Source organism: Alteromonas sp. V450, from assembly GCF_001885075.1.
Lineage (GTDB): Bacteria > Pseudomonadota > Gammaproteobacteria > Enterobacterales > Alteromonadaceae > Alteromonas.
Genome location: NZ_MODU01000004.1, coordinates 2299735 through 2312917, shown reverse-complemented (window position 1 = coordinate 2312917; position 13183 = coordinate 2299735). Strand labels below are relative to the sequence as shown.

At 43.6% G+C, this 13183-nt stretch carries 11 protein-coding genes; 6 read left to right on the top strand and 5 right to left on the bottom strand.

The features are described 5' to 3' along the window. Positions 1-75 precede the first annotated feature (75 nt). Positions 76-528: a Fur family transcriptional regulator gene (locus tag BK026_RS10070; RefSeq protein WP_071815747.1), complete on the top strand. Its 453-nt coding sequence runs from the start codon at positions 76-78 to the stop codon at positions 526-528. Between the two features lie 34 nt (positions 529-562). Further along, positions 563-1894: a dihydroorotase gene (locus tag BK026_RS10065; RefSeq protein WP_071815746.1), complete on the top strand. Its 1332-nt coding sequence runs from the start codon at positions 563-565 to the stop codon at positions 1892-1894. A gap of 91 nt (positions 1895-1985) precedes the next feature. Here the strand turns inward: BK026_RS10065 and BK026_RS10060 are convergent, their stop codons facing one another. Next, a complete protein-coding gene (locus BK026_RS10060) occupies positions 1986-3005 on the bottom strand; it encodes a GTP-binding protein (RefSeq protein WP_071815745.1) in 1020 nt (339 codons plus the stop codon). A 175-nt stretch (positions 3006-3180) separates the two neighbouring features. On the opposite strand from BK026_RS10060, the gene BK026_RS10055 reads away from it, so the two are divergent. Beyond that, the gene (locus BK026_RS10055) at positions 3181-6246 is read left to right on the top strand and encodes an FAD-binding and (Fe-S)-binding domain-containing protein (RefSeq protein ID WP_071815744.1); all 3066 of its coding nucleotides are present in this window, start codon (positions 3181-3183) and stop codon (positions 6244-6246) included. A 17-nt stretch (positions 6247-6263) separates the two neighbouring features. Further along, positions 6264-8132 carry a CocE/NonD family hydrolase gene (locus BK026_RS10050; RefSeq protein ID WP_071815743.1) on the top strand — a complete coding sequence of 623 codons (1869 nt, stop codon included), beginning with the start codon at positions 6264-6266 and terminating at the stop codon, positions 8130-8132. 182 nt (positions 8133-8314) lie between these two features. Here the strand turns inward: BK026_RS10050 and BK026_RS10045 are convergent, their stop codons facing one another. From BK026_RS10045 to BK026_RS10030, 4 genes are all read right to left on the bottom strand, one after another. Continuing rightward, positions 8315-8761 (bottom strand): DUF4426 domain-containing protein, encoded by a 447-nt coding sequence (locus BK026_RS10045; RefSeq protein ID WP_071815742.1) that lies wholly within the window; start codon positions 8759-8761, stop codon positions 8315-8317. Positions 8762-8844: 83 nt separating this feature from the next. Further along, complete coding sequence (locus BK026_RS10040) at positions 8845-9381, bottom strand: YggT family protein (protein WP_071815741.1); 537 nt, start codon at positions 9379-9381, stop codon at positions 8845-8847. Positions 9382-9400: 19 nt separating this feature from the next. Continuing rightward, entirely contained in the window at positions 9401-10222 is an 822-nt protein-coding gene (proC, locus tag BK026_RS10035) for a pyrroline-5-carboxylate reductase (protein WP_071815740.1), read from the bottom strand. Between the two features lie 72 nt (positions 10223-10294). Further along, complete coding sequence (locus BK026_RS10030) at positions 10295-10981, bottom strand: YggS family pyridoxal phosphate-dependent enzyme (RefSeq protein ID WP_071815739.1); 687 nt, start codon at positions 10979-10981, stop codon at positions 10295-10297. A gap of 27 nt (positions 10982-11008) precedes the next feature. Between BK026_RS10030 and BK026_RS10025 the strand changes: the two genes are divergently transcribed. Together BK026_RS10025 and BK026_RS10020 are read left to right on the top strand one after the other, a co-directional pair. Next, positions 11009-12052, top strand: coding sequence for a type IV pilus twitching motility protein PilT (locus BK026_RS10025; protein WP_071815738.1), 1044 nt, complete (start codon positions 11009-11011; stop codon positions 12050-12052). A gap of 8 nt (positions 12053-12060) precedes the next feature. Continuing rightward, positions 12061-13173 (top strand): PilT/PilU family type 4a pilus ATPase, encoded by a 1113-nt coding sequence (locus tag BK026_RS10020; RefSeq protein WP_071815737.1) that lies wholly within the window; start codon positions 12061-12063, stop codon positions 13171-13173. The last annotated feature ends 10 nt before the right edge of the window (positions 13174-13183 follow it).

Below are 13183 nucleotides of genomic sequence, written 5' to 3'. Positions count from 1 at the left end.
TATATTGTAACTATAGTGGTTTTAAACATTGAAAAGCGTCAGAGTAGAGCATCTGTAATGCTTTAAAAGGGCAGTATGGACCAACGATTTCAAAACTTACTTGTGATAGCTCAGGACAAATGTGCGATAGATGGACTACGTTTAACACAGAAGCGTAAGCAGGTGCTTAACATTTTAATAGAAGGCTCCTCTCCGCTGTCGGCATACGAAATAAAAGATTTATACGCTGAGAAGTATGACGAAAACATCAAGCCAATGACAATCTACAGGGTACTTGAATTCCTGTCTCAAGCAAATTTAATTCATAAACTTAATCTTAATAATAAGTATATTGGATGCGCTCGCGCTAAATGTTGTGAACGCCATGGGTATTCGCAATTTCTAATTTGTGTGCGGTGCGGCGCAGTTGAAGAAACTAATGTCGATCCCATCGTTTATGAGCATCTTGTTCAACAAGCACAAGCTTTCCAATGCGAGATCATTACGCCTCACCTAGAAGTCGCGTGTGTTTGCGCACGCTGCCAATAATCCCAAATTTTAATTGTTTTATACGAAGGGACTTATGAAGATACTAATCAATAACGCTTCAACCACATCTCATCTGTTGGGTGGAAATGGCCATGACGTTGTCACTATTTCACTTGTCATCGAAAAGGGTAAAATTGTTCAGGTCTTAGATTGTCCATTACCGGCGTCACAAACAGTTTCTACCGATAGCACTTTCGAAAAAGTGATTGATGCAACTGGATTATTTCTGTCTCCGGGATTGCTCGACCCCCAGGTACACTTCAGAGAACCAGGCATGGAGTATAAAGAAGACATAGCTTCCGGGAGCCGCGCAGCAGTAAAAGGAGGGTTTACGTCGGTGGTGTCAATGCCAAATACAACGCCAACGGCTGATAATGCAGAAACAGTAGCTTTTATGGTTGAGAAGGCTAGCACAACGGGGTTGTGTAAGGTGTATCCGACGGGGGCACTTTCAAAGGGTTTAGAAGGAAAAGAGTTAACAGATTTTAAAACGCTTCAAGCGGCAGGTGTCGTTGCCATTACCGACGACGGTAAAGGTGTTCAAGATGATAGTTTGTTTAAGCAAGCACTTAATGACGCCAAGGCACTTGGGATGCCAGTGCTTGATCATAGCGAAGATGAGAGCCTGTCAAACGGCGGTGCCATTCACGAAGGCGTCGTGTCTAGAAAGCATAATGTAAACGGTATAAAGGCATCTTCAGAGTCGGTGCATGTGAAGCGGGGGTGTGAATACAGTGAGGAGACCGGAGGGCATTATCACGTTTTACACGTTTCTACAGCAGAATCTATAGAGGCTATCAGGCAGGCAAAAGCAAAAGGGGCTAGAGTAACGGTAGAAGTTTCACCTCATCACTTATTACTCTGTGATGAGGATATTCCAGTTAAGGCCGATGGTACGCTTGACGCTAACTGGAAAATGAACCCACCCCTTCGTTCTAGAAGCGATATGCTTGCATGCCAAAAAGCGTTAACAGATGGGGTAATAGATGCTATCGCTACTGATCATGCTCCACACGCTCCGCATGAGAAAGATTTGCATATTGAGAAAGCGCCCTTTGGCATTATAGGGTTAGAAACCGCATTTGCCCTTATTTACACGCACTTTGTTAAAACGGGAAAGCTTAATTTAAATACCGCTATCGATCTTATGAGTAAGCAAGCTGGAGCGATATTTAATATTAAATGTGGACGAATTGAAGAAGGCGCAGATGCAGACTTGGCGCTATTTGATTTAAAAACGCCGTTTACAGTAACGCCCTCCTTCTTTGCTTCTAAGTCTCAAAGCTCGCCCTTTATCAACGAGACGTTGTATGGCGAAACATATTACACGCTGGTGGACGGAGAGATAAAATATGCAAGGTGTTAAATCTGCGCCTTAGGTCTGACAACAAGAGCCCCAATCCATTTTATTAGCTTCAAATGATTATTCTGCCGCTGTAAGCTTGCCTAGCGCATGATTATCTGATGAGAACACACGCGGCTAATTCGTCATTCCAATTGGAATTGACGTTAGTCGCAATAATTTCAATTGTACTTTCAGCACATTCACTCAGCTCGACTTCAACCAGATTGCCGTCTGCAAGGTTGTAGCTAAATATGCCTGTGCTCGTGATCATCACCGCTTTTAAGCGTTCTACTTCAAGCTTATTTATCCAGGCTAATAGCGCATTTCTATCGAATTCTATGGAGGGGGAGTAGCGCCATCCCACAGCTTTAAATCCTTCCCCTTCATTTTCGATTTTTAAAAAGCCTGAATCAGGAAAGGGTCGTTCGTTAATTGAAAGTGTAGGCTCGTTATTGTGGTGATGATGGGCATGTGCATGCATTTCTACAAGCGAATCCGACTTTCCTTGTAATACAGCAAACGGTATTTCACCATGTTCGCAAAGTACGATAGGTGTGTTCTGCTTGCCTCTATTAACGGCATAGCGCGCTAAATTTTCTTCCTCATTAAGCCCGTAAAGATCGCATTTATTTCCTACTATTACATCGGCAATATCGATTTGCTGATTAAACGTGGCGTGCGTGGTATAGCGAGGGTCGGTTAGCTTTCTTGCATCAACAAACGTGATAGTACGCTGAATATCCAGCACGTCTTCATAATGTTCAGCGCTTAAGGTTTGCATAACTTCTACGGGGTGCCCTAGCCCAGTAGGTTCAATCAATAAACGGTCGGGTTTAGACTGGGCGAGTAATTGATTTAATGCTATTTGCATAGGTAAACCGGCAGCGCAGCACATGCAGCCGCCGGGCACCTCTTTAATAAATATTGTCTGCGTATCTTCTGAATTGGAAGCGGTTTTTTGAGCAAGCATACCTTGCACAAGCGCACCATCAATACCTATCTCGCCAAACTCATTAATCAAGATTGCCCAACGTTCGTTTGAAGGTTTTTGCTTTAAAAGGTGCAGTATAGCGGATGTTTTTCCCACACCTAGAAAGCCCGTAATGATGTTGGTAGGCACTGCATTAATCATAGTTGTATATGCTCTTATTATGCGACGCATTATTAAAACGTAGAATTACAGGCTATCACACCAACAGGCTTCCCCTGTAATACAAATTGGATATGTTATATTATAACATTGTTGAGCTGTGTAAGTGCAGTGTTACATGTTGTTTCGTCATTGATTCGCCCGTTTTAACAAGGAAATGAAGGTAGTGACTCTTCCCGCCCTATTACCAGATTCAAACTTAGCTATCCAGTATCGCGCATTCATAAAAAGTCTAGAAACGAGCGAGTTTACTGGTGACATTGAAACTAGCTTTAGCGCCCGCATAGCGCAAGCCACTGATAATTCCGTTTATTATAAGCTGCCTCAAGCCGTTATTTACCCTAGAAGTAACGAAGACTGCCAGCTTATCGGCCAGTTAGCGGTTAAGTTTCCTGACGTGTCGTTTGCTCCTCGAGGCGGAGGCACAGGTACCAACGGACAAAGCCTCACCGATGGTATCGTGGTAGATATTCGTCGCTATTTAAATAGAGTGATTGAGCTAAATGTGGAAGAAGGCTGGGTGAGAGTACAAACAGGGATAGTTAAGGATGCTCTCAACGATGTTTTACGCCCCCATGGCCTGTTTTTTTCACCGGACCTTTCTACTAGCAACAGAGCAACACTAGGCGGAATGATAAGTACTGATGCATCAGGGCAGGGGTCGCTTGTTTACGGTAAGACAAGCGATCACGTTATTGCACTTAAAGCAGTGCTAGTTAACGGTGAGATAATCGACACCGCAAAAATACCTGTCGAAATGGCAAAGCGAAAAGCCCTTGAACATACCACTGAAGGTGCTATCTACAAACAAGCTATAGATACGTGCATAAACTTTAAGGACGAAGTAGATCGCACTTTTCCAAAGCTAAATCGCTTTTTAACAGGGTATGACTTAGCGCACGTATACGATGGTCACCACATCGATATTGGGAGGCTGATTACAGGCGCTGAAGGGTCTTTGGCGTTTGTCACTGAAGCGGTATTAACACTAGATAAGATAGCGCCGGTTAAAGCACTTATAAATATTTCCTACCGCTCATTCGATGCTGCACTTAGACACGCTCCACAATTAGTTGAGGCGAACGCGACGAGTGTGGAAACGATTGATAGTACAGTACTCAACTTTGCTAAAACGGACATAGTTTGGCATGACATACAACACTTGATCACCGACGTACCTGACGAAGCGTTGCTAGGTTTAAATCTAGTGGAATATAACGCCAGTTCGATAGAGGAAATGAAGGGCCACATTGACGGTCTTAAAACCGCTATTGAAGATGCAATAAATCAAAGCGAAGGCGATATTTCAGGCTATAGGATTACGTATGACAAAGCTGATATCCAACGCATTTATGCCATGCGCAAAAAAGCAGTGGGTTTATTAGGAAAGGTTAAGGGCGATCAGAAACCTATTGCTTTTGTGGAAGATACCGCAGTGCCTCCTGAGCATTTAGCTGATTTTATCGCTGAGTTTCGCGAGTTGCTAGACAGCCACAACCTTAACTATGGCATGTTTGGGCACGTTGATGCTGGCGTTCTACATGTAAGACCTGCCCTTGATTTAGCCGACTCCGAGCAAGAGACACTTATGCATAACCTTTCAGATAAGGTGGTAAAGCTTGTATCTAAATATGGCGGTCTAATGTGGGGAGAGCACGGCAAAGGCTTTCGAAGCGAGTATGGCCCAGAGTTTTTCGGTGAAGTGCTGTTTAACGAGATGCGCAAAATAAAAGCGGCGTTCGACCCTTATAATCAAATGAACCCTGGGAAAATTTGTACGCCGTTGGGCAGTAAGGATAAGTTAGTTTCGGTTAAAGCGGTCAAAAGGGCGAGTATCGAGCGGATTATTCCAACAACGGTTAAACGCGACCTCGCGCCAGCTTTCGAGTGCAATGGAAATGGTCTTTGCTTTAATTACGAACCAGCGTCTCCCATGTGCCCTTCGAGTAAAGTAACGTCAGACAGACGTCATACGCCAAAGGGTAGGGCGAGCATGCTAAGAGAGTGGGCGCGACTGCTATCGCTAAGCGGGCAAATAGACGAGAAGAATGGTGATGGGTTATCTTACAAGCAGTTTAAAAGTAACTTTTTTTCTCGTTTTAAAAATACGGTATTGAACAGGGACGCTGATTTTTCTCATGAAGTTAAAGGGGTGATGGATGGCTGCTTATCGTGTAAGTCATGCACCCACCAGTGTCCGGTAAATATTGACGTTCCTCACTTCAAATCCATCTTTTTGTCTATTTACTACCAACGTTATATGCGTCCGTTTAAAGATTTACTGGTGGCAAATGTAGAAGCGCTAGCGCCTCTTAGTGCTAGAGTGCCTAGACTCTATAACATGCTTCTTCAGCAAAAGTGGGTGAAGAGGTTTTTAGAGAGAAGGGTTGGATATGTTGATACGCCGTTGTTGTCTTATCCCACACTTACTGACAGAGTAAAATCGATTGTAGAGACAGGGAATATCGAACAGCTAGAACACGTTGATAAACGTGAGCGGGAAAAATACGTTGCTGTGGTACAAGACCCTTTTACCAGTTTTTATGACGCAAAAAGTGTAGAAAGCCTAATAAAGGTCATCAGTAAAATGGGCCTTAAGCCATTACTTGTTCCCTTTACGCCAAACGGTAAGCCCGCCCATGTTAAAGGCTTTCTAGGTAAGTTTGAAAAACACGCATTAGGGACGGCAAAGCGGCTAAATAGAATCCATGAGTTAGGTATTACTATGGTCGGAGCCGACGCATCCTTGGTGCTGTGCTATCGCGACGAATATCGCAAATTTTTAAAAGATAAGCGTGGAGAGTTCGTCGTTAATACGATTGACGAATGGTTAGTCGGTGTGTTGCCAAAAAGCCTAAATGTAAATTCAACTAAAAATCCCGCTTTCGACAAACAATACTTGCTGCTTGCTCACTGCAGTGAAAAAACCGCGATGCCTGACACCACTGCGCGGTGGCAGCGTGTATTTGAGCATTTAGGTGTTAACCTTACTCATAAGCCTGTAGGCTGCTGTGGTATGGCAGGAACCTATGGTCATGAAGCAATACATGTAAAAAACTCTAAAGCACTTTTTGCGCTAAGTTGGGCACCTGTTTTTGCTCACGCGAAAAATGCAACGCCTAATGAAGTGCTTGTAACCGGATTTTCCTGTCGCAGCCAAGTAGCGCGTTTCGAAGGAAAAAAGCCACGACACCCAATAGAAGTGGTTAACGAATTAATCTAATAACAAAAGGACAGACAATGAAAATGGTAATACGCAGCGTGATGCTGCTGATGGTTTTATTCACGGTTAATAACGCCTATGCCGAACAAAAAAGTGAAAACCCTAGGGAGGCATATATACGGGCTAACTACACCAAGTATGAGTACCAAATTCCGATGCGTGATGGCGTAAAGCTGTTTACGTCAGTTTATCTTCCCATCGACGATTCTAAAAAGTACCCAATTATGATGCAGCGAACGCCTTATCGCGTTGCGCCTTATGGAGCAGACAAATATAAAGCTAAATTAGGGCCTAGCGAAGCATTCGAAAAGGAAGGGTTTATTTTCGTATTTCAAGATGTGCGAGGGAAATTTCGCTCCGAAGGTGAATTCGTCAATATGCGCCCGCAGGATGCTTATAAACGCGGAAAAAAAGCGACGGACGATGCGACAGACACGTACGATACTATCGATTGGCTCATAAAGAATATTGAAGGAAACAACGGTAAAGTAGGGATGTGGGGCACATCCTACCCAGGCTATTATACGTCAGTTGCCTCTATTAATAGTCACCCTGCGCTGAAAGCGATTTCACCACAAGCTCCTATTGCTGACTGGTTCTTCGATGACTTTCACAGAAACGGTGCTTTTGTAACACCGATGGCGTTTATCTTTTTTGATAGGTTTGATAAACAGCGAGAGGGAACATTTTCTTATTGGCCTGAAGGAATGAAGTCAGAAACGCCGGATGGCTACCAGTTCTTTAGAAATTTAGGTCCGCTCACCAACGTTAATGACAAGTATTTTCATGGCGAGCGTCCGTTTTGGAATGAAATTATCCAGCACCCAAATTACGACGACTATTGGCAAGAACGCAATGTATTACAGCATTTAGAAAATACCAAACCTGCTACCTTGGTTGTCGGCGGATGGTACGATACAGAAGACCTATACGGCCCGCTGTACACCTATCAGACTATGTCTAAAAACAACAAAAAAGACCATGTTAAACTCGTTATGGGTCCGTGGTATCACGGCCAGTGGCAAAGTGACAAAGGTGGTGCCGAACTGGGCGAGGCAAAGTTTGGCTTTGACACCAGTGCTTGGTTTCAAAAAGATGTGTTGCTGCCGTTTTTCAAAACGCACTTAAAAGGGACAAAAGAGGCGGAGGTAGCAACCGCAACCATGTTTGAAACAGGCAGCAATCGCTGGCGTAAGTTTGATGTATGGCCGCCAAAGACAGTGTCACAGCAAACTATGTACTTAGCAGCGAACGAAAAACTTGTTACGAGCAAAAGTGACAGTGGAAGTAGTGAATATATAAGCGATCCCAAAAAGCCGGTTCCCCATTCAGCTAAAATAGGCCGAGGTTGGGATAGACCCTATATGGTAGAAGATCAACGCTTTGCTGCCCGAAGACCAGATGTTTTAGTTTTTGAAACCGATGTACTTGAAAGTGATTTGACCATTGCGGGTGCTATTGATCTCGACCTGTGGTTTTCTACCAATAAATCGGCCGCAGACATTGTTGTAAAGGTTGTTGATGTTTTTCCTTCTATCGATGAAAACAACAACAAAGTGGATATGGCTCGAGGAAATCGCCATGAGCTCGTTCGCTGGGGTGTCTTGCGTGGGCGTTTTAGGGAAAGTATGAGTGAGCCTAAAGCTTTCACACCTAATTCACCTACAAAGGTTGAATTTGAATTATACGACCTTTTACATACGTTTAAACGTGGGCATAAGCTACAGATTCAAATTCAAAGCAGTATGTTTCCGTTTATCGATATGAACCCTCAAAACTATGTAGAAAATATATTTGAGGCAAAAGAAAGCGACTTCACTAAAGCGGTTCACACGATTTACCACGATAAGAACCATCAAAGTGCTATTCGTTTTAATACGCTGTAGTTCTATCTGTCTTAATAAAAAGCCCTGACGTTAACTCGACAGGGCTTTATCAATATTTATCATCAGCGGCTCAGATCAGTGAGGCGCTAAGTCACCGCCATTGGTGCGTCACATTGTTTTGTAGTGTATTTTGTAGATATTTCTACAATGATATAAGGGCCTTCGGTCTAACTAAGGGTAGCCTAATTATCAACATACATTTTTTGTTGGAACTTTAATGTTTGCTGGTTTGAACCTTTTCTTACGTCAATTTCAAACCTAAACGTTTCTTGATCTCGAAAAGGGAACACTGCTAAGTAGTAGATAGCATTCCCCTCTTCTACTTTTTTGAAAGTTAGCTTCTTACTATTTCCAATGAGATTTTTAGCAACGCCCGTAACATCAGCCCGTTGCGCCGTTCCCGTTTTGCTGTCTAAAACTGAAATGTTAATAAGCGCATTAAACTTACTTCTTACTATCCCGTAATTAGCCGCTACGTCGGGCGTTAAGAAGGGGGTACCCACCACCATGTAGTGAACGTCCCAATTTCCGAGTGTTTTCTTCTGCTCCGCATTAGCGCTAAAGGCTAATATGGCTAAGGCGCCAACCACAAAGCGCGTAAAAAGTGAATGCCTTAACATTGTTGTCATGCCCACCTGTATTTTGCTGTCATTTTTCGGTTAACGTATCTGTACGTGGCCGCGAGGTTACCTCTTTTGGCTACATTACATGGTTACAATGGTAAAAAGTCTTGGATCAATAGCTGTAAAAACTGTAATCCAATGATGGCAATTAACACCGACAGGTCCAATCCGCCCAAAGGCGGTATAACTTTACGTATTGGCGCTAGAAACGGCTCTGTTAGCTGATAAAGCACGTAATCAACGGGAGATTGCCCTTGAGACACCCAGCTTAAAATAGCGCGTAATAACAACACCCAAAACATCAAAGAGAGGGTTTCTTTAATAACACCCATAACAGAGACTATTACGATACCTAATGGGTTAATGCTTCCGCCAAACATCAAGGCAAGCGTGATAAATTTGAGTGCACAAACCGCTATGGCCAAGACAAATGTAGCGGTATCAAACCTACCAATGGAGGGGATCACTCGACGCAACGGCCCCACGATAGGGTGGGTTGCTTTTACTACAAATTGACTGAGTGGATTATAAAAGTCTGCTTGAACCATTTGTAACCAAAGGCGCAGAATAACCACCATCAAATAAAGGCTAAATATGGTATCAACCAAAAATACCGTTGCGTTCATGTTGATTTTTTCCTAAACGTTATAGCTGTTTTGCCATTTCTTCAGCACGTGCTACGGCGGCGCGCATCGACTTGCTAACAATATCTTTTAAACCTTCACTAATGAAAGTGTTAACGGCTTCAGCGGTAGTACCGCCCTTAGACGTAACTTGGGCACGAAGCTCGCTTAATTCAAGGTCTGGGTTGTTACAAACCATTTCGGCTGCGCCTAACATCGCTTGTTGAACCATTAGGCGAGATTGCGCTTTATCAAAGCCCATGTTCATGGCTTCTTCCTGCATATTTTGTAAGAATAAGAAGAAATAAGCAGGGCTGCTGCCGGCCGCAGCGATAACGCCGTTAATACCCTCTTCTTTATCTACCCATACCGTTTCGCCAACGCTGTTCATCACATCGTCAACATATTGCCTGTCTGACTCAGAAACCGTGTCGTCGGCATACATCCCCGACATGCCTTTGCCTAAAAGACTTGGTGTGTTTGGCATAATGCGAACAACGGGGTATGCTCCGCCTAGCATTTCTTGCAGCCTAGCGACTGGAAGACCTGCAGCGATACTTAAAAATAACTTGTTCGACAAATCGTTATTCTTTTGTAATTCGCCGCACATACTTCCCATAATTTGTGGTTTTACCGCAAGCACAATAGCATCGGCGAATTGACAGGCTTCATCATTAGATTGTGTGGTATGAATACCAAATTCGGCTTTGAGGCCGTCTAATTTAGGTGTGGAAGGGTTCGCTGCAAGAATATTTTCTTTTGCATACCCAGATTTGATAAGACCACTGATGATGCTGCGACTCATGTTACCCGCGCCAATAAATGCTAATTTTTTCTGTTGCATGTAAGTCCTAATTGTTGGTTTCGTTTAAGATTAAGCTGTACGTCAAAAGGCAACCGTTTGCTAAAACAAACGCTAGCTTCGTTTACCAAAAATAGCGGTACCGATGCGTACCATGGTCGACCCATGTTTAATAGCTTCTGTCATATCACTGCTCATTCCTACGGACAGGGTATCAAAATTGCTCAGTGATGTATGGTAGTGGTCATATAATTCTTTCAGCTTGCTTAATGTTTCGCGCTGCTGTTTTTCACTTGGGTTAGCGTTAGGAATAGCCATCAACCCTCGAAGAGAAAGGCGCTCTTGCGTTTTAATAAACATAACAAGGGCGTCTAATTCGTCCATGGCTACACCAGACTTACTGTCTTCGCTGTCAATATTGACCTGAATACATACGTTCAAGGGCGGCATCGATTCAGGACGTTGCTCGTTCAAGCGACGTGCAACTTTTTCCCTGTCTACTGACTGAACCCAAGCAAAGTGTTCAGCAACCACTTTGGTTTTATTTGATTGAATGGGCCCAATCATATGCCACTCTATATCCTTTAAATGAGAAAGTTCTTGAACCTTTTCAACGCCTTCCTGAACATAGTTTTCACCGAACAATCGTTGTCCCGCTTCATACGCTTCCATGATATCGGATACGGGTTTTGTTTTGCTAACCGCTAGCAATTTTATCGAATTTGGTGGACGATGGGCACTATTAGCGGCTTGGTCTATTCCTTTTCGTGCGGAATTTAGTCTTTCTGCTATTGTTTGCATTATTCACCTTGTTATGGAGATGTGGTTGTGGATATTACCGAACTTTTGGCTTTCAGTGTTAAGAATAACGCTTCAGATTTACATTTGTCAGCGGGTTTACCGCCCCTTATTCGTGTTGACGGGGAAATGCGAAAACTGAATGTACCTGCACTCGATCACAAGCAAGTTCATGGCTTGGTTTACGAAATCATGAACGACATGCAGCGTAAAGAATACGAGGAAAACCTCGAAACAGACTTCTCATTTGAAGTAAAAGGCCTGTCGCGTTTTCGTGTAAACGCATTTGTTCAAAATCGTGGCGCAGCGGCAGTGTTGCGTACTATTCCAAGTAAAGTGCTAACCCTAGACGATCTGGGCGCCCCTGAAATCTTCAAGGAAATAATTAATCAACCTACGGGTATCGTGTTGGTTACAGGTGCTACGGGTTCGGGTAAAAGTACAACATTAGCAGCGATGATAGACCACATAAACACGCATAAACGTGAGCATATACTTACTATCGAAGACCCCATAGAATTTGTTCACGAAAACAAACTTTGCCTAGTGAACCAGCGTGAGGTACACAGAGATACTCACTCATTTAATAATGCGCTGCGTTCGGCACTGCGTGAGGATCCTGACGTTATACTGGTTGGTGAGCTTCGAGACCTTGAAACTATTCGTCTTGCAATTTCTGCTGCTGAAACAGGACACTTGGTATTTGGAACGCTGCACACGAACTCAGCGCCTAAAACAATTGACCGTATTATCGACGTCTTCCCCGCAGAGGAGAAAGCCATGGTTCGGTCTATGTTATCCGAATCGCTGCGCGCTGTAATATCACAAACACTCCTTAAGAAAATTGGAGGTGGCAGGGTCGCCGCGCATGAAATTATGGTTGGTATTCCCGCCATTCGAAATTTGATAAGGGAAGATAAAGTGCCGCAAATGTACTCAGTCATTCAAACTGGTCAGGCACACGGTATGCAAACGATGGATCAGTGTCTGCAACGACTTGTAGCTATGGGCGTCATATCAAAGCAAGACGCCGCTGCAAAGTCAGTCGATAAACAGTCTTCCAGCACATTCTAGAGGTCAGCATGTTAGATTCTTTTTTGCAAAAGATGGTTGATTCCAATGCCTCTGATTTGTTCATCACGGCTGACTTTCCCGTTAGCGCGAAAATAAATGGTAAGTTAACGCCTATTACAGACTTACCAATCAGAGAAGATGCTTCGCTGGCGCTTGTACACGAGGCAATGACTGAAAAACAAAAAGACGAGTTCGCTTCTTCGAAGGAGTGTAATTTCGCCATTGTTCGAGAGGGTATAGGTAGATTTCGCTGCTCTGCTTTTTGGCAACGAGACCAGGCAGGCATGGTGGTAAGGCGTATAGTTACGCAGATCCCAAAAGCAGAAGACTTAGGACTACCTCGGGTTTTGAAAGAAATTATCATGTCAAAACGCGGTCTTGTATTGTTTGTAGGTGGAACGGGTACGGGTAAGTCGACCTCTCTAGCCGCGCTGATTGGCCATAGAAATGAAAATTCACATGGGCATATCCTTACTATTGAGGATCCTGTTGAATTTGTTCACGAGCACAATAATTGTGTTATTACCCAACGAGAAGTGGGAATAGATACGCAGTCTTTTGACGATGCGCTCAAGAGTTCTCTGCGCCAAGCTCCGGATGTTATTCTCATTGGTGAAATACGTTCCATGGAAACCATGGAGTATGCAATGTCGTTTGCTGATACTGGGCATTTGTGTGTTGCAACACTTCACGCCAACAACGCGAACCAAGCAATTGAACGTATTATGCATTTGGCGCCAAAAGACATGCACGATAAATTGCGTTTCGATTTAAGCTTAAACATTCGCGCCATTGTTGCACAACAGCTTGTTCCCACACCAGATGGTAAAGGCCGTGTTGCAGCCATAGAGATCCTTCTTAACTCGCCCCTTGTAAGAGATCTCATCCAGAGAAATGAGATAGGCTCACTCAAAGAAGCGATGCGAAAGGGTAAGGAGCAGGGAATGCAGACCTTTGATATGGCGTTATATGATTTATATAAAGAAGGTCGAATTGATATGGATCAGGCCATACATCATGCTGACTCTCCGAACGATCTTCGTTTAATGATTAAGCTAGATACGAAAGACGGGTCAAGTCTAGGTACGTTATCAAACGTTTCCATCGATATGGATGAGTAAGTCAAATGAA